The sequence below is a fragment of the Microbulbifer sp. SE14 genome (genome assembly GCF_059834885.1).
Genome location: NZ_JCBAJA010000002.1, coordinates 223,555 through 247,358, shown reverse-complemented (window position 1 = coordinate 247,358; position 23,804 = coordinate 223,555). Strand labels below are relative to the sequence as shown.

Annotated in this window: 24 protein-coding genes and 2 tRNA genes; 20 read left to right on the top strand and 6 right to left on the bottom strand. The window is 63.7% G+C overall.

What is annotated here, in order from left to right:
- Nucleotides 1–630: 630 nt before the first annotated feature.
- The 5 genes from AC6R19_RS02605 to AC6R19_RS02585 form a co-directional block, all read right to left on the bottom strand.
- A complete protein-coding gene (locus AC6R19_RS02605) occupies nt 631–1,437 on the bottom strand; it encodes a sterol desaturase family protein (RefSeq protein ID WP_500577922.1) in 807 nt (268 codons plus the stop codon).
- A 195-nt stretch (nt 1,438–1,632) separates the two neighbouring features.
- Nucleotides 1,633–2,703 carry a helix-turn-helix transcriptional regulator gene (locus AC6R19_RS02600; RefSeq protein WP_500577921.1) on the bottom strand — a complete coding sequence of 357 codons (1,071 nt, stop codon included), beginning with the start codon at nt 2,701–2,703 and terminating at the stop codon, nt 1,633–1,635.
- Nucleotides 2,704–2,822: 119 nt separating this feature from the next.
- The gene (locus AC6R19_RS02595; protein ID WP_500577920.1) at nt 2,823–3,383 is read right to left on the bottom strand and encodes a lytic transglycosylase domain-containing protein; all 561 of its coding nucleotides are present in this window, start codon (nt 3,381–3,383) and stop codon (nt 2,823–2,825) included.
- A 112-nt stretch (nt 3,384–3,495) separates the two neighbouring features.
- Nucleotides 3,496–5,226 carry a proline--tRNA ligase gene (locus AC6R19_RS02590; RefSeq protein ID WP_500577919.1) on the bottom strand — a complete coding sequence of 577 codons (1,731 nt, stop codon included), beginning with the start codon at nt 5,224–5,226 and terminating at the stop codon, nt 3,496–3,498.
- Between the two features lie 124 nt (nt 5,227–5,350).
- Nucleotides 5,351–5,776 carry an HU family DNA-binding protein gene (locus AC6R19_RS02585; RefSeq protein WP_500577918.1) on the bottom strand — a complete coding sequence of 142 codons (426 nt, stop codon included), beginning with the start codon at nt 5,774–5,776 and terminating at the stop codon, nt 5,351–5,353.
- Between the two features lie 309 nt (nt 5,777–6,085).
- Between AC6R19_RS02585 and AC6R19_RS02580 the strand changes: the two genes are divergently transcribed.
- The 18 genes from AC6R19_RS02580 (at nt 6,086) to nadA (ending at nt 20,478) form a co-directional block, all read left to right on the top strand.
- Nucleotides 6,086–6,370 carry an FmdB family zinc ribbon protein gene (locus AC6R19_RS02580; RefSeq protein WP_500577917.1) on the top strand — a complete coding sequence of 95 codons (285 nt, stop codon included), beginning with the start codon at nt 6,086–6,088 and terminating at the stop codon, nt 6,368–6,370.
- A 60-nt stretch (nt 6,371–6,430) separates the two neighbouring features.
- A complete protein-coding gene (gene aspS / locus AC6R19_RS02575) occupies nt 6,431–8,209 on the top strand; it encodes an aspartate--tRNA ligase (protein WP_500577916.1) in 1,779 nt (592 codons plus the stop codon).
- 152 nt (nt 8,210–8,361) lie between these two features.
- Nucleotides 8,362–9,105 carry a YebC/PmpR family DNA-binding transcriptional regulator gene (locus AC6R19_RS02570; protein WP_500577915.1) on the top strand — a complete coding sequence of 248 codons (744 nt, stop codon included), beginning with the start codon at nt 8,362–8,364 and terminating at the stop codon, nt 9,103–9,105.
- 239 nt (nt 9,106–9,344) lie between these two features.
- Nucleotides 9,345–9,875 carry a crossover junction endodeoxyribonuclease RuvC gene (ruvC, locus tag AC6R19_RS02565; RefSeq protein ID WP_500577914.1) on the top strand — a complete coding sequence of 177 codons (531 nt, stop codon included), beginning with the start codon at nt 9,345–9,347 and terminating at the stop codon, nt 9,873–9,875.
- A 194-nt stretch (nt 9,876–10,069) separates the two neighbouring features.
- On the top strand, nt 10,070–10,678 hold the full coding sequence (gene ruvA / locus AC6R19_RS02560; protein WP_500577913.1) for a Holliday junction branch migration protein RuvA: 609 nt from the start codon (nt 10,070–10,072) through the stop codon (nt 10,676–10,678).
- 178 nt (nt 10,679–10,856) lie between these two features.
- Entirely contained in the window at nt 10,857–11,936 is a 1,080-nt protein-coding gene (gene ruvB, locus AC6R19_RS02555; RefSeq protein ID WP_500577912.1) for a Holliday junction branch migration DNA helicase RuvB, read from the top strand.
- A gap of 186 nt (nt 11,937–12,122) precedes the next feature.
- Complete coding sequence (gene ybgC, locus AC6R19_RS02550; protein ID WP_500577911.1) at nt 12,123–12,527, top strand: tol-pal system-associated acyl-CoA thioesterase; 405 nt, start codon at nt 12,123–12,125, stop codon at nt 12,525–12,527.
- 3 nt (nt 12,528–12,530) lie between these two features.
- The gene (gene tolQ / locus AC6R19_RS02545) at nt 12,531–13,220 is read left to right on the top strand and encodes a protein TolQ (protein WP_500577910.1); all 690 of its coding nucleotides are present in this window, start codon (nt 12,531–12,533) and stop codon (nt 13,218–13,220) included.
- A gap of 13 nt (nt 13,221–13,233) precedes the next feature.
- Complete coding sequence (tolR, locus tag AC6R19_RS02540; protein ID WP_500577909.1) at nt 13,234–13,665, top strand: protein TolR; 432 nt, start codon at nt 13,234–13,236, stop codon at nt 13,663–13,665.
- A 19-nt stretch (nt 13,666–13,684) separates the two neighbouring features.
- Nucleotides 13,685–14,464, top strand: a complete 780-nt coding sequence (gene tolA, locus AC6R19_RS02535; RefSeq protein ID WP_500577908.1) for a cell envelope integrity protein TolA — start codon at nt 13,685–13,687, stop codon at nt 14,462–14,464.
- Nucleotides 14,461–15,759: a Tol-Pal system beta propeller repeat protein TolB gene (gene tolB, locus AC6R19_RS02530; RefSeq protein ID WP_500577907.1), complete on the top strand. Its 1,299-nt coding sequence runs from the start codon at nt 14,461–14,463 to the stop codon at nt 15,757–15,759. The genes tolA and tolB overlap by 4 nt, the downstream gene beginning before the upstream one ends.
- A gap of 118 nt (nt 15,760–15,877) precedes the next feature.
- Nucleotides 15,878–16,354, top strand: a complete 477-nt coding sequence (locus AC6R19_RS02525) for an OmpA family protein (RefSeq protein WP_500577906.1) — start codon at nt 15,878–15,880, stop codon at nt 16,352–16,354.
- Nucleotides 16,355–16,427: 73 nt separating this feature from the next.
- Nucleotides 16,428–17,246, top strand: a complete 819-nt coding sequence (gene ybgF, locus AC6R19_RS02520; protein ID WP_500577905.1) for a tol-pal system protein YbgF — start codon at nt 16,428–16,430, stop codon at nt 17,244–17,246.
- Nucleotides 17,247–17,358: 112 nt separating this feature from the next.
- On the top strand, nt 17,359–18,018 hold the full coding sequence (gene queE, locus AC6R19_RS02515) for a 7-carboxy-7-deazaguanine synthase QueE (RefSeq protein ID WP_500577904.1): 660 nt from the start codon (nt 17,359–17,361) through the stop codon (nt 18,016–18,018).
- A gap of 219 nt (nt 18,019–18,237) precedes the next feature.
- Nucleotides 18,238–18,957, top strand: coding sequence for a 7-cyano-7-deazaguanine synthase QueC (gene queC / locus AC6R19_RS02510; RefSeq protein ID WP_500578025.1), 720 nt, complete (start codon nt 18,238–18,240; stop codon nt 18,955–18,957).
- A 92-nt stretch (nt 18,958–19,049) separates the two neighbouring features.
- A tRNA-Lys gene (locus AC6R19_RS02505) sits at nt 19,050–19,125 on the top strand.
- 26 nt (nt 19,126–19,151) lie between these two features.
- Nucleotides 19,152–19,227, top strand: a tRNA-Lys gene (locus AC6R19_RS02500).
- Nucleotides 19,228–19,392: 165 nt separating this feature from the next.
- The gene (gene nadA / locus AC6R19_RS02495; RefSeq protein WP_500577903.1) at nt 19,393–20,478 is read left to right on the top strand and encodes a quinolinate synthase NadA; all 1,086 of its coding nucleotides are present in this window, start codon (nt 19,393–19,395) and stop codon (nt 20,476–20,478) included.
- A gap of 60 nt (nt 20,479–20,538) precedes the next feature.
- Here the strand turns inward: nadA and AC6R19_RS02490 are convergent, their stop codons facing one another.
- Nucleotides 20,539–22,038 carry a M48 family metalloprotease gene (locus AC6R19_RS02490; RefSeq protein WP_500577902.1) on the bottom strand — a complete coding sequence of 500 codons (1,500 nt, stop codon included), beginning with the start codon at nt 22,036–22,038 and terminating at the stop codon, nt 20,539–20,541.
- 224 nt (nt 22,039–22,262) lie between these two features.
- Here AC6R19_RS02490 and AC6R19_RS02485 point away from each other — a divergent pair, with 224 nt between their 5' ends.
- Nucleotides 22,263–22,538 carry a sulfurtransferase TusA family protein gene (locus AC6R19_RS02485; protein ID WP_500577901.1) on the top strand — a complete coding sequence of 92 codons (276 nt, stop codon included), beginning with the start codon at nt 22,263–22,265 and terminating at the stop codon, nt 22,536–22,538.
- A gap of 23 nt (nt 22,539–22,561) precedes the next feature.
- Nucleotides 22,562–23,662: an AI-2E family transporter gene (locus AC6R19_RS02480; protein WP_500577900.1), complete on the top strand. Its 1,101-nt coding sequence runs from the start codon at nt 22,562–22,564 to the stop codon at nt 23,660–23,662.
- Nucleotides 23,663–23,804: the final 142 nt, after the last annotated feature.

The window sequence follows — 23,804 nt, the reverse complement described above, 5'->3', positions numbered from 1 at the left end:
ATAATGATGGGATTTTTGAGGCGGTTTTTTTCATTATTATTTCCTGCACCGTTGAGATGTAAATGGATGCCACCGTCCCGCGGTGACGCCTTTACGATTGCGTCTCCGGATCGTCTCCGGAATTTCCCGGGGATTTGATACACGGGTGTAGAGGCGGCCGGTCGGATACCGGCAACACTTCGCTCTACTGGCATGAGGTGCGGAAATAGGCTCGGGTACGCTGGCCGTTTGCAGAACAGCCCGATACCGCCTGTTTTTATCGTATTTATTTTTTAGGTCGTGCCCGGCCTGCCGCCTGCAGATATTGGCATTCGACTGCGGCCATCGAGTCGGGCTGCGAAACAATGTAATCGTTTCCATTTTGCTCCACAAGCACCGCAATGGAATTTGGCGCTGCTTTCTTTTTGCCGTTGCAGGAAGAAAAGATTATGAAAATCAGTCAGTTATGAAGGGGTGGGGGCAGGCGGGCAAAAATTCGGGTGGAAACAGCCGTCACGGGGCGAGCCGGCGCTGTCGCGCGGTGCCCGGCCGGAGACGTTTGGGGAGCAAAAAAGCCGCGGGGGCGGGTAAAAAGGCGCGGCCCGGAGGCCGCGCACAAACATGCGGACATCTGCCGATCAGCCGCAATTCCTAGGTGACGGCCCGCGCCTTTGCCGGGCCCGTCTCATCACCGAATTCGCCATCGACCGCCTGGCGAAACACTTCTTTGTAATTCTTGAACTCGGTGCCCATCCAGCGATCCCACCAGGTGAAATAGAAACCGTAGTTGCCCCGAAATCGCTGGTGGTGCAGGTCGTGGTGGGTAGTGGTGGTCATGAAGTCCAGCGGGCCGTCGACCCAGCCGCGGGGGTGGAACTCGCAGCCGGCGTGCAGCATGGCGTTGCGGAAGATCATCACGAAAATAAATGACAGCCAGGTGAGCACATGCAGCGGCAGCAGCATCAGTACCAGCGGCGAGAAGACGGCCATCAGGAAGCCCTCGCCGATGGAGAAGCTGTAGGCGGCCCAGGGCGTCGGGGTGCGGGACAGGTGGTGCACGCGGTGGAAGTGCCTGAAGAGTTTCGGGTGGTGCATGCCGCGGTGCACCCAGTAGAAGTAGGCATCGTGCAGCAGTATCACGGCCGGCAGGCTGGCCAGGTTCCACCACAGCGGGTAGTCGCCCCACTGCCAGTAGAGCTGCACCAGGCCCCAGTCTTTCAGGATACTGGTGACTATGCCGATGGTGGCGAATACGCCCAGGGTGAGCATGGAGAAGCCGACTTCGCGGCGGATGTCCTTCCAGCTCGCGCGGCGCTTCTGCAGCCGGCGCCGGTTCATCCAGCCGCGGAAGAGCCAGCTGACCGAAAGGCTGACCGCAGTGGCCGCCAGCAGGTAGCGGAATAGGTCGCGCTGGAAGTGCACTGCCCAGTCTTGGGCCAGTTCCCACAGGAAGTCCATAGTCTCACCTTCTTATTCTTGTTGCCGGTGGCTTCGATGCCGATTCGTAGGGGCGAACCTTGTGTTCGCCCATTGGCCGGTTGGGCGAACACAAGGTTCGCCCCTACAGGTCAGTGACTGGAGTCTGTCCGAAAGTGCGGGAAGGCGCTTGCGGAAAGCGAAAAAACAGCTGACGGATTCCGAAAAACGGTCGATTCAGTCCGGCAGCTGCTCGCGGCGGTATTCGGTGGGGGTCTGGTTGTGGCGGCGCTTGAAGGCGGCGTTGAAGGGGCTCAGGGAGCGGTAACCGATATCCAGGGCGATGGTGAGCACCGGCAGGTGCGCCTGGGCCGGATTCGCGAGGCGCGCGCTGGCCTCGTCGATGCGGAACTGGTTCAGGTATTCGTTGAAGTTGCGGTAACCCAGGTGGCGGTTGATCAGCGCGCGCAGCACATGCTCGCGGGCGTCCAGCTGTTCCGCCAGTTCGCGGATGGTCAGGCCCGTGCGGCGGTAGCCGCCGCCCTGCATATGGGACTGCAACTTTTCCAGCAGCAGGCGCTGCTGCTCGTCCAGCGGCGGCGGCTCCGCTGCCGGTGCCTCTTCCTCGCTTTCGGCCACCGCCGCGCGCGGCAGGGACTCGGCCAGCGCCTGGGGCGAAACTGCGAGCAGCCACAGGCAGGCGCCCAGTGCCAGCCCGCTCGCCAGTACCGCGTGCATTGTCGGTACACCGGCGGGCACCGCCCGATAGGAGAACAGGAACTCGGCGCAGACCACGATCAGCATGTAACTGCCGATGGCAATCAGCAGGCAGGCGCGCAGGTTGCGGCGGGATTCCACCAGGTCCGACTGGTACTGGCGCAGCAGTGTCAGCAGGCCGGCGCCGATCAGGCCGAGCTGCAGCGGTTGCTTGAGCAGGTACAGCCAGTGGCACAGCGCCGGGAACCGCTCCGCGTCCAGGTGCGCGGCGGCGAGGCCGACCGCGACGCTCACCGCGATCAGTGACCAGCCGAGCCGCGGAAAGCGCTCGCACTCACTGCACAGGGCGTAGCTGAAGAGCCAGAAGGCGCCGGGGATCAGTTCCGTGGGCAGGTCGACAAGGAAGTCCAGCAGCGGACCCCGCTCCGGCAGCACCGGGCGCAGCAGGTAGAAGAAGGCCCCGCTGATCAGCAACAGCAGCCAGCGCGCGACGGCCTGGCGGCGATAGCTGATCGCCAGCTTGGCCGCTGCCAGCAGCAACAGGCCGCAGGCGGCGCCGGTGAAGAAAGTGTAACTGCTGCTGAGAGTCATGTTTCAGTGGTCGGTGGTTGGTGGTCAGAGCGTAGGTTGGTCTGAGCTCCGCGAAGCCCAACGATTACCGCCGGCACCCTGTTGGGCATCGCAAGACTCGGCACAACCTACGCTATTGTCTAGCGCCATCTGGAAGCCCAGGCATCCAGCACCTTGCTGGAATAGGTGTGGCGGCCGTAGCTGCCGTTGTAGTAGGCCAGCGCATTGGCCAGGTTGCCCTTGGCCTTGCCGATATAGTGCTTGAGGATGGTGCAGCCGTAGCGCAGGTTGGTGTCCATATCGATCAGGTTGTCGTCCGGGCGGCCTATCTCTTTCTTCCAAAAGGGCATCACCTGCATCATGCCCTGGGCGCCGACCCGGGACACCGCATAGGGGTCGAAGGCACTCTCTATCTGGATTACGGCGAGGACGATTTCCGGGCGCAGCCCGGCGAGGGTGGCCTCGCGGTGCACCGCCTTCAGCACGCGCATGCGCTCCTTCGGATCCTTGATATAGCGCGCCAGCGGCTGGGACTTGGACATCAGCCAGACCTCCGCGTCGAAGCGGTCGGCGAAGCTGTCCGCCTGGGTAACCGCCTCTTTCAGGGCGCGCTTGAGCTCCGGGTCTATCTCCGGGATTGTTTGCGCCTGGGCGCAAACAGCGAGGAGGAGGAAGATTGAAATGAGGCAGCTTCTTATCATGAATTATCGGTGTTGCTGGATCTTGCTTGTAGGAGCCTGCTTGCAGGCGAATAGGGCGGTGCTTCGTAGCCATTCGCCTGCAAACAGGCTCCTACAAGGGGCTCCCTGAGACTCAGTGCCTGTTGATCATCTTCAGCAGCACTTCCTCCAGCTGCGATTCCGCAAACTCCTGGCTCTCGGCGTCGCGGCGGCCCTTGTACTCCACCACGCCCTTTTCCAGGCCGCGGTCGCCGACGACGATGCGGTGCGGAATGCCCATCAGTTCCACGTCGGCGAGCATGGCGCCGAGGCGTGCCTTGGGTTCGTCCATCAGCAGCACGTCGACGCCCTGGGCGCGCAGGGATTCGTACAGGTGCTCGCACTTCTCCCGCACGACGTCGCTCTTGTGCAGGTTGATCGGCACTATCGCCAGCTGGAAGGGCGCTATGGCATCCGGCCAGATGATGCCGGCGTCGTCGTGGTTCTGCTCTATGGCGGCGGCGACGATGCGGGAAACGCCGATGCCGTAGCAGCCCATGACCATCACCTGCTCCTTGCCGTTCTCGTCCAGTACGGTGGCGTTCATCGCGCGGCTGTACTTGTCGCCCAGTTGGAAGATATGGCCCACCTCGATGCCGCGCTTGATCTCCAGAGTGCCCTGGCCATCCGGGCTGGGATCGCCGGCGACCACGTTGCGCAGGTCCTCGACCCGGCCCAATTCCACGTCGCGGCCCCAGTTGACCCCTGTGTAGTGGTAGTCGTCCCTGTTGGCGCCGCAGACGAAGTCCGCCAGCTGGGCGGCGGAGCGGTCGACGATGGTCTCGATCTTCATGCCCACCGGGCCCAGGGAGCCGATACCGCAGCCGAGTTCGTCGGCGATGCGCTGCTCCGGGGCGAACTGCAGCGGGCTGGCGATACCGGGCAGCTTCTCCGCCTTCAGCTCGTTCAGTTCGTGGTCGCCCCTGAGTACCAGGGCCACCAGCGGAGCGGTTTCACCCTCTTCGCATTCGCCCAGCACTATCAGCGTCTTCACCGACCGGGCCGGATCCGCTTGCAGGAATTCGCTCACCGCGGCAATGGTCTTCTGTCCCGGGGTGTGCACCTCTTCCATTTCCTGCGAAGGCGCCGGGCGCTCACCCGCGGGCGCCACCGCCTCCGCCAGCTCGACGTTGGCGGCATAGCGGGATTCGGTGGAGAAGGCGATATCGTCCTCGCCGCTGTCCGCCAGCACGTGGAACTCGTGGGAGTGGGAGCCGCCGATGGAGCCGGTGTCCGCCAGCACCGGGCGGTAGTCCAGGCCGATGCGGTCGAAGATGCGGCAGTAGGCGCCGTGCATCACGTCATAGGTTTCCTGCAGCGAATCCGGATCCAGGTGGAAGGAGTAGGCGTCCTTCATGGTGAACTCCCGCGCGCGCATCACGCCGAAGCGCGGGCGTATCTCGTCGCGGAACTTGGTCTGTACCTGGTAGAAGTTGGCCGGCAACTGCTTGTAGCTGCTGATCTCGTTGCGGATCAGGTCGGTGATCACCTCCTCGTGGGTGGGGCCCAGGCAGAAGCTGTTGTCGTGGCGGTCGCGGATGCGCAGCAGCTCGGGGCCGTATTGCTGCCAGCGCTCGGATTCCTGCCACAGCTCCGCAGGCTGCACCACCGGCATCAGCACCTCCAGGGCGCCGGCGCGGTCCATCTCCTCGCGCACTATGCGCTCCACCTTGCGCAGGACCCGCAGGCCGGTGGGCAGCCAGGTGTAGAGACCGGAGGCCAGGCGGCGGATCATGCCGGCGCGCAGCATCAACTGGTGGCTGATTACCACGGCGTCGTTGGGGGTTTCTTTCTGGGTGGCGATCAGGTAGCGGGTTGCGCGCATAAGGGCTTCTGTTCTGGTTGTGTTGCTTTGGGGACGGACATTTTACGCTAAATGCAGGGGGCTGGAGGAGGGGGCAATAAAAAACCCCGCCGGGGCGGGGTTTTTCGTGCGGGAAGGGCGCGAATCAGGACTCGGCCATTTCCTTCAGTTTCTTCAGCGGGCGGATCTTCACCTGGATGCTGGCGGGCTTGGCCTTGAACATCGTCTCCTCGCCGGTGAAGGGATTGATACCCTTGCGGGCCTTCTTGGCCGGCTTCTTCACGGTGGTGATCTTCAGCAGGCCCGGCAGGGCGAATTCGCCCACTGCGCGCTTCTTCACGTGGGCCTCGATCACGTTGGTCAGCTCGTCCAGAACGGACTGGACCTGCTTGCGGGACAGCTCGGTGTTCTCCGCGATCTGGTTCAGGATCTGGGTCTTGGTGTACTTCTCCTTAACCGCGGTGACCTTCTTGGCCGGAGCGGCCTTGGCGGCTGCCTTCTTGGCCGGGGCCTTCTTGGCTGCGGTTTTCTTGGCGGGGGCTTTCTTAGCTGCGCTTTTCTTTGCGGCCATGAGTAGCTTCCTTCTATTAGTGTTTTTCCAGTGAAAATGTGTTCTTACCCCCGCGGCGCGCATCCGGGGAATCGGGGTGCCGCCGCGGGTGTTGAGGGGAAGTATATATAGTTTTTGTTCGCCTGCACGGGAAAATGCAGGAAAAATAGTGCTTTTTTATAGGGTTTTGCGGTCGGGATCGTAGGCCTGCGCCAGGTTTGTGGTCGGCCTGTTGCCGATTGCGGCCGCAGCTTCTTCCCGCTCCGGGGGTCATGTATAATCTGCGCCCCTTAAACCATCGGGTGTGGGTATCCACAGAGGACACTAGCAATGCCGATCTACGAATACCAGTGCAATGCCTGCGGCCACGAGATGGAGGCCCTGCAGCGCATGAGCGACGCTCCGCTGACCGACTGCCCGGCCTGCGACAAGGCCGAGCTGCGCAAGAAGATCTCGGCCGCCGGCTTCCGCCTCAAGGGTGGCGGCTGGTACGAGACCGATTTCAAGACTGGCAGCAAGAAGAACCTGGCCGGCGACGCGGCCAACGGGGCCAAGGCTGGTGGGGTAAAGTCCAAGGCGGACAAGCCCGCAGCCAGGAAGGCCGAGGCGAGCTGAGCCGGGGCTGCCGTACGGCGGCCCCCATGATTCATCTACAGACAACGGGAATTTGCATCCATGCGCACTGACTACTGTGGCGCCCTTCGTACAGCGGACATAGACCGCGTAGTGACCCTCTGTGGCTGGGTCGACCGCCGCCGCGACCACGGCGGAGTGATCTTTATCGACCTGCGCGACCGCGATGGTATCGCCCAGGTGGTGTTCGATCCGGACGCCGCGGAGTATTTCGAGAAGGCCGACCGGGTGCGCAGCGAGTATGTGCTGAAGGTCACCGGCCGCGTGCGGGCCCGCGCGCCGGAGGCGGTGAACCCGAACATGGTGACTGGCGAGATAGAGATCTACGGCACAGAGCTGGAGATACTTAACGTCGCCGAGACAGTGCCCTTCCAGTTGGACGAGCACACCGCGGTGGGCGAGGACGTGCGCCTCAAGTACCGCTACCTGGACCTGCGCCGCAACGAGATGCAGCACAACCTGCGTTTCCGCTCCAAGCTGACCACGGCCATCCGCAACTACCTGGACGAGCAGGGCTTCCTGGATATCGAGACCCCGATCCTGACCCGCGCCACCCCCGAGGGCGCCCGCGACTACCTGGTGCCGAGCCGCACCCACGAGGGCAAGTTCTTCGCCCTGCCGCAGTCGCCGCAGCTGTTCAAGCAGCTGCTGATGGTGTCCGGTTTCGACCGCTACTACCAGATCGCCAAGTGCTTCCGCGACGAGGACCTGCGCGCGGACCGCCAGCCGGAATTCACCCAGATCGATATCGAGACCTCCTTCCTCGACGAGGAGGCCATCATGTCCATCACCGAGGGCATGGTGCGCAAGCTGTTCCAGGAGCTGAAGGGTGTGGACCTGGGCGAGTTCCCGCGCATGACCCACTACCAGGCGATGCTGCGCTACGGCTCCGACAAGCCGGACCTGCGCATTCCGCTGGAAATGGTGGAGATCAAGGATCTGCTCACCGAAGTGGATTTCAAGGTGTTCTCCGGCCCGGCCAACGACCCCAAGGGCCGCGTTGCCGCCCTGAAAGTGCCCAGCGGCAACGACAGGCTGACCCGCAAGCAGATCGACGACTACACCAAGTTCGTCGGTATCTACGGTGCCAAGGGCCTGGCCTATATCAAGGTCAACGACAAGTCCGACCTGGAGAACGGCCTGCAGTCGCCGATCGTCAAGTTCCTGCCCAACGATGTGCGCGCGGCGATTCTCGACCGCCTCGAGGCCGAGAATGGCGACCTGATCTTCTTCGGCGCGGACAAGGCCAAGGTCGTCTCTGAAGCCCTGGGAGCGCTGCGCTGCAAGCTGGGCGCCGACCTGAACCTCTACACCTGCGACTGGGCGCCCCTGTGGGTGGTGGCCTTCCCGATGTTCGAGGAAGAGGACGGCGGTGGCCTCACCGCGCTGCACCACCCCTTCACTGCGCCCTCCTGCACGCCGGAGGAGCTGGAGGCGAATCCGCTGGACGCCCTGTCCCGCGCCTACGATATGGTGCTGAACGGCACCGAACTGGGCGGCGGTTCCGTGCGTATCCACGACCAGGCCATGCAGCAGGCGGTATTCGATATTCTCGGTATCGAGGAGCAGGAGCAGCGCGAGAAGTTCGGCTTCCTGCTGGACGCACTGAAATACGGCGCGCCGCCCCACGGCGGCCTGGCCTTCGGCCTCGACCGCCTGGTGATGCTGATGACCGGCAGCGATTCGATCCGCGACGTCATCGCCTTCCCGAAAACCCAGACCGCGGCCTGTGTGATGACCGACGCCCCGGGCACCGTGGAGGCCAGGCAGCTGCGCGAACTGAACATCCGCCTGCGCCAGAGAGAAGAACAGGTCGGCTGAAAAGCTGTAGGCCGATTTTTGCTCCTGCAAAATCGGCATTTCCGCCATCCATGGCGGTCAGATAGGGCAGAGGAGCGCAGCGACGTGCCCATCAAATTGAGCTGATGGGCGCGCTGCGCTTTGCCCATCCTGCGAATTGAACGGAGAGGACAATGGCCGGACATAGTAAATGGGCCAACATCAAGCACCGCAAAGCGGCCCAGGACGCCAAACGCGGCAAGATTTTCACCAAGATCATTCGCGAGCTGACCGTGGCCGCCAAGGCCGGTCCCAACCCGGATGACAACCCGACCCTGCGCGCCACCATCGACAAGGCGCTCAGCAACAACATGAAGCGCGACACCATCGACAAGGCCATCGCCCGCGGCGCCGGCAATGCCGATGGCGAGAACTACGAGGCGGTGACCTACGAGGGCTACGGTGTTGGCGGCGTCGCCGTACTGGTGGAATGCCTGACCGACAACCGCAACCGCACCGTCGCCGAAGTGCGCCACGCCTTCTCCAAGCGCGGCGGCAACCTGGGCACCGACGGCTCCGTGGCCTATCTCTTCTCCCGCAAGGGCCAGCTCTACTACGAGCCCGGTGTGGATGAAGACGCGCTGATGGAGGCGGCCCTGGAGGCCGGTGCCGAGGATATCGAGACCAACGAGGACGGCAGCATCGAGGTCACCACCGAGTTCACCGACTACATGGCGGTGAAGGATGCCCTCACCGAGGCCGGCTTCACCCCGGACAATGCCGAGATCGCGATGATCCCGTCCACCACCGTGCCGCTGGACAAGGACGGCGCCGAGAAGGTGATGGCCCTGGTGGATATGCTGGAAGACCTGGACGATGTGCAGAACGTCTACAGCAACGCCGACATCCCCGCCGAGGTGATGGAACAACTGGCATAATACTGCGGGACTCGGGACTCGGGACTCGGGGCTCGGGACTCGGGACTCGATTGTTCCAGTGCGAAAGGATAGCTCCCCTCGCCCCTTCGGGGAGAGGGGGGTGGGGGAGAGGGGCGGCCGCAGGCCCATTCCGCATTCATCACTCCGCATTCCGCATTCATTCCCCTCCCTTGACGCCCCCCCGCCCACCTTGGGACACTCCCGCAAATTATTTGGATAAACGTACAGGGAAGCAGCCTGTGACCCGAATCCTGGGCATAGACCCCGGCTCGCGCAAAACCGGCTACGGCCTGATCGACGTGCAGCGCAATAAAGCCATCTATGTGGCCAGCGGTGTGATCCGCATACCCGAGGCCCCCCTGCCGGAACGGCTCAAGCTGATCTTCGACGCGGTCAGCCAGATAGCGCAGCAGTACCGGCCGGAACAGATGGCGATCGAGAATGTGTTTATGTCCAAGAGTGCCGGCTCGGCCCTGAAGCTGGGCCAGGCCCGCGGCGCGGCCATAGTCGCCGCCGCCAACGCGGAACTGCCGGTGGCCGAGTACGAGGCGCGCAAGGTCAAGCAGGCGGTGGTGGGCACCGGGGCGGCGGACAAGCTGCAGGTGCAGCATATGGTGAAGACCCTGTTGTCCCTGCCGGCCTCGCCCCAGGAGGATGCGGCCGACGCCCTGGCCGTGGCCCTCTGCCATATGCACACCATGCAGACCCTGATTCAGGCCGCCGGCGGTGCTCGCAGCAGTTTCCGTCGCGGCCGCCTGAGTATTTCCTGATGTGTTCTGGTGGGGGCGGTGGCGGCACTGCTGCCGGTACTCCCTTGCGAGACGCGGGCTAGGCGCCCCCCGTGAATACATCCCTGTAGGCTTGTCTGCGAGGTCCCTCTCGCAGACAGTCTCGCAAGGGGGAGTACCGGCATCAGTGCCTTCGCATCGAACACTGTGCCAGTTGGTAGTTAAGAGACAGAAGAATGATAGGAAGACTGAGCGGCACCCTGGCCGCAATACAGCCCCCCAACCTGCTGGTGGACGTGCAGGGCGTGGGCTACGAGCTGCTGGCCCCCATGACCACCATCTTCGAACTGCCGCCCCTGGGGCAGTCGGTGCAGCTGCACACCCACCTGGCGGTTTCGGAAACCGCGCAGACACTGTACGGATTTATCCGCGAGTCGGACCGTCAACTGTTCCGCACCCTGATCAAGGTCAACGGCGTGGGCCCGAAGATGGCCCTGGCGATACTGTCCGGCCTGGACGGCGCCGCCCTGTCCCGCTGTGTGGCGGAGGACAATGTCGCCGCGCTGGTGAAAGTGCCCGGCGTCGGCAGGAAGACCGCCGAGCGGCTGATCATAGAACTGCGCGACAAGCTGGCGCCGCAGTTCGGCGACAGCAACGATATACCGCTGATGGCCGCGGTTGCGCCGAAGGTGGACCACGCCGGCGAGGCCGAGAGCGCCCTGGCGGCCCTGGGCTACAAGCCCACCGAGGCCAGCAAGATGGTGGCGAAGGCCTGCAAGGAGCAGCCGGACGCCGACAGCGCCACCCTGATTCGCCTGGCCCTGAAGAGCATGGCGCCAGCTTGATGAATGCGGAATGCGGAATGAATTATCTCGAAATCACCTGTAGGAGCGGCCCATGGCCGCGATCAAAACCGGCGGCGGCAGCAGCGCGTGATCGCGGGCATGGCGTCCGAACCTGGCACTGCGGCACGGCGCGTATTCCGCATTCCGCATTCATCATTTCGCATTCCGGGAGCCCTCTGTGATCGAAGCCGACCGCCTCATAGCCCCCGAACCCATAGGCCCCTCCGGCCAGGAGGAGCAGTATGACCGCGCCGTGCGCCCCAAATCCCTGGCGGACTACGTCGGTCAGCCGGTGGTGCGCGAGCAGATGGAGATCTTTATCCAGGCCGCGAGGCTGCGCGGTGAGGCCCTGGACCACACGCTGGTGTTCGGCCCACCGGGCCTCGGCAAGACCACCCTGGCGAATATCATCGCCGCGGAGATGGATGTGGCCATCAAGACCACCTCCGGGCCGGTGCTGGAGAAGGCCGGTGACCTGGCGGCGCTGATGACCAACCTGGAGCCCGGCGACGTGCTCTTTATCGACGAGATACACCGCCTCAGTCCCCATGTGGAGGAGGTGCTGTACCCGGCGATGGAAGACTACCAACTGGACATCATGATCGGTGAGGGCCCGGCGGCCCGCTCGATCAAGCTGGACCTGCCGCCCTTCACCCTGGTCGGCGCGACCACCAGGGCCGGCCTGCTGACCTCGCCGCTGCGGGACCGCTTCGGCATAGTGCAACGCCTGGAGTTCTACAGCGTCGAGGACCTGACCAGCATAGTGCGCCGCTCCGCCGGCTTGATGGGGGTGGGGATGGACGAGGGCGGCGCCCTGGAGGTGGCCCGCCGCGCCCGCGGCACGCCGCGTATCGCCAATCGGCTGCTGCGGCGGGTGCGCGATTACGCCGAGGTGAAGGGCGACGGCAGCGTCGACGCCGCCACCGCCGACGCCGCGCTGAATATGCTCAACGTGGATGCGCGCGGCTTCGACCAGTTGGACAGGCGCATGCTGCTGGCGATGATCGAGAAGTTCGACGGCGGCCCGGTGGGGGTGGACAGCCTGGCGGCGGCGGTCAGTGAGGAGCGGGACACCATCGAGGATGTGCTGGAACCCTACCTGATCCAGCAGGGCTATATCGCCCGCACCCCGCGCGGGCGGGTGGTGACAGCGTTGGCCTATGAGCATTTCGGCATACCGAAGCCGGACCGGTTGTTCGGGACTCGGGACTCGGGACCCGGGACTCGGGGAGGGGAGCGAGGAGGCCGGAAAGGGTAGCTTTCCTCTCCCGCTTGCGGGGAAGGGGTTGGCGGCGGGGCGCCAGGTGGATGCGCTTTGCGCTTATCCCTATGGATTTAACTCCGGTACCATACCCGAGTCCCGAGTCCGAGTCCGAGTCCCGAGCCCAAAAACCACCCGACAAACGAACACTGAAAATCACACAAGAGACTGCATCGGAGCCCAATGAGCGACCCCTTCAGCATCCCCATCCGCGTCTATATCGAGGACACGGACGCGGGCGGAATCGTCTATTACGTGAATTATTTGAAGTATATGGAGCGCGCGCGCACAGAACTCGTGCGCTCCCTCGGCTATGATAAGCCCGCCATGCCGGAGCAGGGCCTGTTGCTGGTGGTGCACTCGGCGGAGATACAGTACCGCCGCTCGGCGTGGCTCGACGACAATTTGCGGGCCACCGCCGCGATTGACAAACTGGGGCGCGCCGCGGTGACCTTCGAGCAAAAAATCTGGCGCGACAATGAAATTATTTGCGAGGGTGTGGTCAAAGTCGCCTGCGTCGCGGACGACAGCCGCAGGCCCTGCGCGCTACCCGAACCCATTCACTCAGCATTAAAGGCAGCTATTTAGAAGATGAACGCCGGTGAACAACTCTCCCTGTGGGGGCTGATACAGAATGCCAGTCTGCTGGTGCAGCTGGTGATGTTGATACTGCTGCTGGCCTCGGTGATTTCCTGGGTCATGATCATCCAGCGCGGGCTCTACCTGTCCCGCGCCAGGCGGGCGCTGGTCAACTTCGAGCGCCGCTTCTGGTCCGGCGCCGACCTGAACCAGCTGTTCCGGGAGGGCAACGGCCGCGCCGAGCGCGGCAAGACCGACGGTGTCGAGTCCCTGTTCCGCGCCGGCTTCACCGAGTTCACCCGCCTGCGCCAGCAGGGCCGCAGCAGCCCCGAGGCTGTGATGGAGGGCACGGAGCGCGCCATGCGCGTGGCCATGTCCCGGGAGCAGGAGAAGGTGGAGATGAACCTGCCGTTCCTGGCCAGCGTCGGCTCGGTAAGCCCCTATATCGGCCTCTTTGGTACCGTCTGGGGCATCATGAACTCCTTCCGCGGCCTGGCCACCATGCACCAGGCCACCATCGCCACCGTTGCGCCCGGTATCTCCGAGGCCCTGGTGGCCACCGCCATGGGCCTGTTTGCGGCTATCCCGGCGGTGATGGCCTACAACCGCTATTCGGCCAAGGCGGACTGGCTGTTGTCCAGCTATGAGACTTTCGCCGAGGAGTTCTCCTCGATCCTGCACCGCAAAGTGCACGCGAGCTGAGCGGAGCTGAGCTATGGGTGTATTTCGCAAGGGCGGCAAGAAGAAGCTGGTATCCGAGATCAACGTGGTGCCCTACATCGACGTGATGCTGGTGCTGCTGATCGTCTTTATGGTCACCGCGCCGCTGCTGATGCAGGGGGTCAAGGTGGACCTGCCGGATGCGCCCTCGGCGCCGATCGAGGATACCGACGACGAGCCGCTGATCGTCTCGGTGCGCGCGGATGGCACCTACTACCTGAACCTGGGCGAGGAGGAGAAAGAGGCCAAGCCGCTGGCCGAGATCAAGGAAACTGTGGCCAAGGTTTTGCGTCAAAAACCCAAGACCCCGGTGTTGGTATGGGGCGATACCGATGCCAGGTACGGCCTGATCGTAAGCGCCATGACCCATTTGCAGCAGGCCGGCGCGCCCAGCGTGGGCCTGGTGACCGAGCCGCCGCAGGAATAGCGGGAATAAAAGAGCCGCGATGAATAACACCAGTTCCTATTTCCTGCCGGTCCTCGTCAGCGTCCTGTTTCACGGCCTGCTGATCGCCGTGCTCAGCTTCGGCTGGGAGGCCAGGGAGCCCGAGCGCAAGCCGATGCCGAAGTTCGTGCAGGCCAAGCTGGTGAGTGCGGAGGCCCTGACAACCAAGAAAACGGCGCCACCCAAGGTGGATCTGCGCGAGCAGCGCCGCCAGCGCGAACTGGAACGCCAGCGCCAGGCAGAGGCCGAGAAGGAGCGCCGAGCCGCCCTGGAGCGCAAGAAGAAGGCGGAGGCGGAGAGGAAGCGCAAGGCCGAGGCCGAGCGCAAGCGAAAAGCGGCCGAGGAAAAGGCCCGCCGCGAAAAGGAGCGGAAAGAGAAGGAGCGCCAGGAACAAATGGAGCGCGAACGCCAGAGCGCCTTCGAGGAGGCGCTGGAGGAAGAGGAGGAGCTGCTCGACGCGCGCGAGGACACCCAGGCGGTCATGTCCGTGGCCCAGGCGATCCAGCAGCGCATCGAATCGGTACTGAGCTGGCCGCCCAGTGCGCGCAACGGTATGGTGACGGAGGTACAGATCAGCTTCGTGCCCACCGGCCGCGTGGTGGCTGCCAATGTCGTCAAGAGCAGCGGCAACGCCGCCCTGGACCGCTCGGTGATCACCGCGGTGCGCAAGGTGGAGGTATTTCCCGAGGTCGCGGAGCTGGCCCGCGAAGAGCCGGCGCTGTTCGAGCGCCAGATACGCACAACACAATTGATTTTCAGAGTCGAAGGCCTGCGCCAATGATTAGAAAACTGAAACTGTTTTTAGCTGTCGCAATCGCCCACTACCTGTTTGCCGCTGCCGCACAGGCGCAGCTGGTGGTGGAAATCACCCGGGGCAGCCAGGACCCGACCCCGATCGCGGTGTCGCCGTTCAGTTGGTCCGGCGGGGGGGTGCTGCCGGAGGATGTATCCGGAATCATCTCCGCCGACCTGCGCCGCAGCGGCCTCTTCGCGCCGGTGCCCCAGGAGGACATGCTGTCCTTCCCGAAGAACCCGGAAGAAGTCGTTTTCCGGGACTGGCGGATACTGGGAACCGAATACGTGGTTACCGGTCGTATAGAACCCCAGGCGGCGGGTTACCTGCTCACCTTCGACCTGGTGAACGTCTTCGGTCAGAACAAGATGTTCACCAAGCAGGTCAGCGGCGGCAGCCAGCAACTGCGGGATATCGCCCACCGCGCGGCGGACGAGATCTTCGAGGCGATCACCGGCATCCGCGGCGCCTTCTCCACGCAGATGATCTACGTGCTGGAGCAGACCCGCGGCGGGCAGCCCAGCTATGTGCTGATGCAGGCGGATATCGACGGCGCACGGGCGAAGGAGATCCGCCGCTTCAGCGCCCCGGTGATGTCGCCCATGTGGTCGCCGAACGGGCAGGAAGTGGCCTATGTGTCCTTCGAGACGGGGCGCCCGGCCATCTTCCGCGAGAACCTGCGCACCGGTGCGCGCCAGCAGTTGACCAACTTCAAGGGTATCAACAGCTCGCCCACCTGGTCGCCGGACGGAACCAAAATGGCCATGGTGCTCTCCAAGGACGGCAATCCGGAGATCTATGTGCTGGATCTGGGAAGCGGCAAGTTCACGCGGATGACCCGGCACTTCTCGATCGACACAGAGCCGAACTGGATGCCGGACGGTAAATCGCTGGTTTTCACCTCGGATAGGGGAGGTAAGCCACAAATTTACCAATTGACCCTTGCCACTGGTCAAGTAGACCGCTTAACCTTCGACGGTGACTATAACGCAAGGCCGCGTGTGTCACCCGATGGGAAAACGCTGGTAATGGTACATCGCAGCAGGGGGGTCTTTACGATTGCGACGATGGATATCAATACCGGCAGAATGCGTGTCCTCACGGAGACGACCCTGGACGAATCCCCCAGCATTGCCCCCAACGGCGCCATGCTGATGTACGCCACCAAGCGGGGGAACAAGGGCATCCTGGCGGCGGTATCGCTGGATGCCGGGGTGAAGTACAGCCTGCCGTCCCAGCGGGGCGATGTGCGCGAACCGGCGTGGTCGCCTTACTTTGATTGACTTTCTTGATTGTAAGGGGTGCCCGCCAAACAAACCCCTTGGGCGGCGGGCGTGGATTGAAACAGACGAATAAAAGTCTTACAGCATTTTTTCGATAACACTAAAAGCGGAGTAGCTTATGTTGAAATCAGTAAAAACCGGCCTCGGTCTGGCCTGCGTTCTGGCGGTATTGGGCGGTTGTGCCAGCACCGAAAGCGAAACCAGCGGCCAGCAGATGGTCGAGCAAACCCCGGAACCGGTTGTGGATACTCCGGCCGAGCCGACTCCCGTGGCGCCGCTGGATAATGTCGTTTACTTCGACTTTGACCAGTCCCTGCTGAAGCCGGAGACCCGCGAGCTGCTGATTCAGCACGCCGACCGCATGCGCGGCAACAGCGGCACCGTGCGCCTGGAAGGCCACGCCGACGAGTTGGGCACCCGCGAGTACAACCTGGCCCTGGGCGAGCGCCGCGCCAACGCCGTGCGCGACTTCCTGGTACTGCAGGGTGTGGACGCCTCCAGCCTGGAAGTGATCAGCTACGGTGAAGAGCGCCCGGCCCAGACCGGTTCCAGCGAAAGCTCTCGCGCGATGAACCGTCGCGTCGTAATCAACTAATCGTCAATGGATGCCAATGGCTTTAACGATTAGACGTATTGCTATAAAAAGCGTCGCGACTGCCGCAGCCGTAATGGCTGCGGCATCGCCCGTATTCTCACAGGCGCCGATTGTCGACCTGTCCAATGGCAGCGCCCGGCAGTCGGCGTCTTCGTATCCGGACTCCTCCTATTCCGAGCCCGTCTACTCCGAACCCGAGTACCGGGAGACCCAGATAGCGCGCGCGCCGGTATCCGTCCAGCGCCCCCGCCAGGCCAATCCTCAGGCTGAGGCATACTACCAGATGCAGGTGTTGCAGCAGGAGGTGCAGGAGCTGCGCGGCGCGGTGGAAGAGCTGCGCCACGAGGTCAAGCGCCTGAAGCAGCAGCGCACCGACGACTATATGGACCTGGACAGGCGCATCGCCCGCCTGGCCGGCACCGAACCGTCGCAGCAGCCCCCGGGTGAAAATGGGGAGAATAATGGTGCCGCCGAAAATGGTGCGACCAATTTCGCCCCGACTGCGCCGGCGCCCGTCGCCAGCGAGGACGAGCGCGATCGCTACCAGGCCAGCTTCGGACTTGCCCGCAACGGCGACTACGATGGCGCCCGCGCCGAGTTCAAGCGTCTGCTCCAGGACTACCCGAACGGCAAGTACGCCCCCAACGCCAACTACTGGCTGGGCGAGATAGCCCTGGTGCAGGGCAACCTGGAAGAGGCGCGCCAGTGGTTCGTGGCGCTGCTCGAAGGCCATCCCAATTCCACCAAGGTGTGGGACGGCCGCTACAAACTGGGCACCGTCTACCACCAGTTGGGCGATCAGCAGAAAGCCCGCGAGCTGCTGGAGCAGGTGGCCTCCAGTGACGCCCGCGCCTCGGGTCTGGCGAAGAAGTACCTGGAAGAGAACTTTTAGGGCGAACGCCGGACTCAGCCACAGAGCCAGTCGCTGGTTTTTTGATCACAAAAGCTCTATGATCCGCGCCCGGACGGCACAAGCCGCCCGGGCGTTTCTGTCTGTGGTGAATATGACCGACCTTTCTACAGAGTCACTGCGCATCAGCGAGATCTTTTACTCCCTGCAGGGGGAGGCGCGGGAGTCCGGCCTGCCGACGGTGTTCGTGCGCCTGACCGGCTGTCCGCTGCGCTGTACCTACTGCGACTCCGAGTACGCCTTCTACGGCGGCGAGCGCCTGACCCTGGTTGACATCTTGCAGAAGGTTCAGAGCTATCCGGCGCGCTATGTCTGTGTGACCGGTGGCGAGCCGCTGGCACAACCCAACTGCCTGCCGCTGCTGAAGGCCCTCTGCGATGCCGGCTACAAGGTATCGCTGGAGACCAGTGGCGCCATGCCGGTGGAGCAGGTGGACGAGCGGGTATCCCGGGTGGTGGACCTGAAGACCCCGGCCTCCGGCGAACAGCACCGCAACCGGATGGACAACATCCAGGCCCTGAACCAGCACGACCAGATCAAGTTCGTCATCTGCGACCGCGCCGACTATGACTGGGCCAGGTTCATCCTGGACCAGTACCGGCTGGTCGAGCGGGTGGGGGAAGTGCTCCTCTCTCCCAGCTACGAACAGCTGCAGCCGCGGCAACTGGCCGAGTGGATCCTCGAGGACGGCCTGCCGGTGCGCATGCAGCTGCAGATGCACAAGCTGCTGTGGGGTGATATTCCCGGGGTGTAGCTTGATGGGGACTGGGGACTCGGGGTTCTGGACCTGGGGACGCGGCGTAGGTTGGAGTGAGCTTCGCGAACCCCAACAACCCGGCCGCGGTCTCCCCGTTGGGCTTCGCTGCGCTCAGCCCAACCTACATACTCATCGGGACAAGCCGTAGGGTGGGTAAGTGCCAAGCGCATCCACGCCGGGCGCAGCAACGGCGGATGCGCTTGGCGCTTATCTGCCCTGCAAGAAGAGTCGAAAGAACAGCTGGGGGAGAAGGTAGAAGATATGACCGCAAAAAAAGCCGTAGTCCTGCTATCCGGTGGCCTGGATTCCGCCACGGTACTGGCCATGGCCCGCGCCGGGGGCTACGAGTGCTACGCCCTGGGCTTCGACTACGGCCAGCGCCACAGCGCCGAACTGGTAGCCGCGCGGCGGGTGGCGGCGGACCTGGATGCCCGCGAGCACAAGGTGGTCAAGCTGGACCTGCGCGCCATCGGCGGCTCGGCCCTGACCGATGACAGCATCGCGGTGCCGGAGGAGGAGACCAGCGGTATCCCGGTTACCTATGTGCCGGCGCGTAACACCGTCTTCCTGTCCATCGCCCTGGGCTGGGCGGAGGTGCTGGGGGCCCGGGATATCTTCGTCGGCGTCAACGCGGTGGACTACTCCGGCTACCCGGACTGCCGCCCGGAGTATATCGAGGCCTTCGAGAAGATGGCCAACCTGGCCACCCGCGCCGGTGTCGAGGGCCACAAGCTCAGCATCCGCACGCCGCTGATGCATATGAGCAAGGCGGACATAGTGCGTCGCGGAACCGAACTGGGCGTGGACTACAGTTTAACTGTGTCCTGTTACCAGGCGCAGCCGAACGGTGCCGCCTGCGGCCGCTGCGACAGCTGCCGCCTGCGCTCGGCGGGATTTGCAGAGGCGGGCCTGGCGGACCCCACGGTCTATGCCTAAGCCTTTAAATTATCTGGATTTTTCCCCGGCCGGGTATTGCCTTTCGGAAATAGATCCGTAAGATACGCAGCTCCTCACGCCGGGGTATCGAAGGGTCGTTAGCTCAGTTGGTAGAGCAGTTGGCTTTTAACCAATTGGTCGCTGGTTCGAGTCCAGCACGACCCACCATTTCCCCAGAGCGTTGACCGATTCGAGGGTCGTTAGCTCAGTTGGTAGAGCAGTTGGCTTTTAACCAATTGGTCGCTGGTTCGAGTCCAGCACGACCCACCATCTTCCGAAAAGGGCTGCCCTCCGGCAGCCCTTTTTTATTACCTGCCTTCCGCACCGGCCGGCGGAGCGGCGAGAACCGCGCATTTCACCACACTAAAATGACATTTCGATGGATTTGGGTCCGATGCGCTATAATGCGCACTTTTCCGCTAGTGGTAGTCAGCAATGAGCCAGAAGTCAGTTGCCTCAGAGACCGTTGATCCCCGCTCCGATTCCAGGGCCCCCGATCCGAGGGATCTGGTGCAGGCGCACCTGGCGGAACCGGCTTTGCACCAGTACAGCGAAGAGGAACTGGAGCTGTGGCGCGAGCGTATCAAGCGGCTGCTGAAAGAGCAGAACGCGGTGCTGGTGGCCCACTACTATACGGATCCGCTGATCCAGGCCCTGGCCGAGGAAACCGGCGGCTGCGTGTCCGACTCCCTGGAAATGGCCCGCTTCGGCGCCGAGCACCAGGCGGATACCCTGATCGTCGCCGGGGTGAAATTCATGGGCGAGACCGCCAAGATACTGACGCCCAACAAGCGGGTGCTGATGCCGACCCTGGAGGCCACCTGTTCCCTGGACCTGGGCTGCCCGCCGGAGGAGTTTTCCGCCTTCTGCGACGCCCACCCGGACCGCACCGTCGTCGTCTACGCAAACACCTCCGCCGCGGTCAAGGCGCGCGCCGACTGGGTGGTGACTTCCAGCATCGCGCTGGACGTGGTGGACTACCTGGACGAGCAGGGCGAGAAGATCCTCTGGGCCCCGGACAAGCACCTGGGCAGCTATGTGCAGCGGGAGACGGGCGCGGACGTGCTCTTGTGGAACGGTGCCTGCATAGTGCACGAGGAGTTCAAGGCCAAGGGCGTGGCGGACCTGAAGGCCCTCTACCCGGATGCGGCGGTGCTGGTGCACCCGGAATCCCCCGCCTCCGTCGTCGAACTGGCGGACGTGGTGGGCTCCACATCGCAGATCATCAACGCGGCCAAGACCCGGCCGGAGAAGCGCTTTATCGTCGCCACCGACCAGGGCATCTTCTACAAGATGCAGCAGCAGTGCCCGGGCAAGGAGCTGATCGTCGCCCCCACTGCCGGCGCCGGCGCCACCTGCCGCAGCTGTGCCAACTGTCCCTGGATGGCGATGAATTCACTGGAAAACCTGTGCGGCGTGCTGGAGCGGGGAGACAACGAGATATTCGTCGATCCGGAGCTCGGCAGGCGCGCCATGGTGCCGCTGCAGCGGATGCTGGATTTCCGCAAGCCCCTCGATTGAGTGGTCAGTGGTTGGTGGCCGGTAAAAAAGTGGTCGGTGGCGAGTGATAAGCACTGACCACTAAAGCTCTTTAGCTTTTTCCTGCATCTTGATCACGTCCTTCATCCGCTGCTCCAGAATCGCGTGTGTCTGGTAGTCGTTCTTGGCCATGCGGATGCCGTGGCGCAGGTGCTGCAGCGCCTTGTCGAAGACGCCGTTGAGTATGTAGTACTCGGCCCGCGCCTCGTGCACGCCGATGATGTCCCCGGCCAGGCCATGGGTCTCGGCCAGCAGGTACCAGACCGATGGGTCCTTCTTGCGCACGCGGCTGTGCCTGGCCAGGATGCGCTCTGCCGCCAGGTAGTTGCCGGCCTTGAAGTGGGCGTTGGCCAGGCCCATGGTCAGGGCGTGGTCGCCAGGACTCTTGTCCAGGGCCTGCTGCAGCCTTCTGGTCGCATTGGTATAGTCTTGCCGGGCCAGGTCGATATCGGCGCGCGCGAGTACGAAGGCGGCCTTGTCGGGCTCCCTGTCCAGCAGCGGCTGCAACGTCTCCAGGGCCGAATCGGGTTTGCCGGCCGCGGTCTGCGCCAGGGCCAGGCCGTAGCGGGCCGCGTCCTCGTTGTCGCTGATGCCGTTCAGTTCCGCCTGGAAGCGCTTCACCGCCTGCTGCGGCGTGGCCTCGGCGGCCACGCGGATGCGCGCCCGCATCAGGTGGTAGTCGCGGCTGTTGCTGGGTTTCACCGCCGGCATGCGGCTGGCGCGCAACTTTGCGTCGGCGATGCGCTTTTCGGTGACCGGGTGGGTGAGCAGGAATTCCGGCGGGCGGCGGTAGTAGCGGGTGGCCTTGAGCATCTGCTCGAACATCTCGCCGGCCGCCTCCGGGTCCCGGCCGGACTTGGCCAGGGTCTCGATGCCGACGCGGTCGGCTTCCTGTTCGTTCTGACGGCTGAAGCGCAGCTGGCTGTCCAGTGCCGCGGCCTGGGTGGCGGTCATGGCGGCTATACCGGCGTCGCCGCCGGCGGTTGCGGCCAGTACCAGGGCGCCGAGCATGCCCGCCAGCGTGGGAATGGTGCTGTTGCGCTGGGCCTCCAGGGAGCGGGCGTAGTGGCGCTGGCTCAGGTGGCCCAGTTCGTGGGCGATGACCGAGGCGAACTGGTCCTCGTTTTCCGCGAACAGGAAGAGGCCTGTGTGTACACCCATGATACCGCCGGGTACGGCGAAGGCGTTCATGGTGTCGTTCTTGACCACCACCACGTCGATGGCCTTGTCCTCCAGCGGGCTGAATTCGGATAGGCCCTTGACCGTGTTCTCCACATACTGCTGCAGCAGCGCGTCGTTCGAGGTGCGCACCTGGCTGCGGAACATGCGCAGCCACATCTGCCCCAGCTCCTTCTCCCGCGCCCGGGATACCAGGCCGCTGCTGCTGTCGCCCAGCTCCGGCAGCCGGATCTGGTCGTCGTCCGCCACCGCGGCGAGAGGGGCGCCCCCGAGCAGCAGCCCCATGCCCAGTGCCGCCAGGCCGCCGCTGATGCGCTGCCGCAGGGGGCGGCGGACCGGGGATTTGTTGTGGAGATCGATCATCGCTGTACTGCTCGGTCTGCCTCGGGAGTAGCCCAACTCTATACGCAACCCTGTCGGACTGTCGAGGATTTGACCAGCGGTCTGAGGAAAGGTTCGCGCTGTCGCGACCGGTGACCGCTTTGCCAAAACCGGACGCAGTGTTGCGGCCATTGTTCCGCCGCGGAATCTGGCGCAGTATCCGCGCTATAATCCGCCGCAATCAGCAACTTATGACCGCAGGGCCGATGACAGTATCCAGCGTCGACAGGGATTCGGACATTGCGCCCGACTGGGAGGCGGCCGTGACCGTGGATGCCCGCGGCCTGCCCTGCCCGCAGCCGCTGCTGGCCATGCGCCGCGCCCTGTGCGAGCAGGCCGCCGGTACACTGCTGCGGGTGTTGGCCACTGACTCGGGCTCCTGGCGCGACTTCCACAGCTTCTCAGAACTGAGTGGTGTGCCGCTGCTGCGCGCCGAAAGGCGGAATGACGGCTTCTGTTACTGGCTGCGTGCCGGCAAGTAAATAACGACGAGACCAGGAGTTTTATGCTCGCGATTGTCAAAAACTGGGTAAACCGCTATTTCAGCCAGGAAGAGGTGGTGCTGCTGGTACTGCTGCTGCTGGCGGCGCTGGTGGCGATGGCTACCCTGGGCCAGGTACTGGCGCCGGTGCTGGCGGCACTGATCATCGCCTTCCTGATGCAGGGCATGGTGCAGCGGCTGAAATCCTGGAAAGTGCCCCATTGGCTGGCGGTGAGTATCGCCTGCCTGGTGCTGGTGGGCACCATAGTGGCCCTGTTCCTGGTGGTACTGCCGATCATCTGGCGCCAGTTGGTGAGGCTCTTCGCCGAACTGCCGAACATGATCGACCAGGGCCAACAGTTGTTGCTGTTGCTGCCGGAGCGCTACCCGCGCCTTGTGACGGCGGAGCAGATCGACGAGATATTCAATACCCTCGGCAGCGAACTGGGCACCATGGGGCAGACTCTGCTGACCTTCTCCCTGGCCAACCTGCCGGTACTCGCCGGGCTGCTGATCTATGCGGTGGTGGTGCCGATACTGGTGTTCTTCTTCCTGAAGGACTCGGACAAACTGGTCAACTGGTGCACCTCCTTCCTGCCCAACCAGCGCCCCATGCTGCGCCAGATCTGGCACGAGATGAACGACCAGGTGGCCAACTACGTGCGCGGCAAGGTGATCGAGATCGGCATAGTGGCCGTGGTCAGCTACGCGGCCTTCCTGCTGCTGGGCGTCAACTACGCGCTGCTGCTGGCGGTGGCGGTGGGCCTCAGCGTGCTGATTCCCTATATCGGTGCCGCGGTGGTGACCATTCCGGTGGCGGCCATCGGCCTGTTCCAGTGGGGCTGGAGCAGCGAGTTCTTCTACCTGATACTGGCCTACGGCATCATCCAGCTGCTGGACGGCAATGTGCTGGTGCCGCTGCTGTTCTCCGAGGCGGTCAACCTGCACCCGGTGGCCATCATCCTCGCGGTGCTCTTCTTCGGCGGCATCTGGGGCTTCTGGGGCGTCTTTTTCGCCATTCCACTGGCGACCCTGCTAAAGGCGATCATGAACGCCTGGCCCACGGCGGACCACCAGGCCGAGTGGCAGGCCAGGGAGGCCGCGGAGAGCGTCGCCGAGGAATAGCTTTCGCAGGCTGAGAATTTGATAGCTTCGAGCGGCCCTGCTGCCGGTGGTCGTCCGGTAAAAAGCCTCATCGGGCTATTTGCCGGCCACATGCGTCTTTACCGGACGGCCACCGGCAGCAGGACCTTGCATCAGGCAAGCC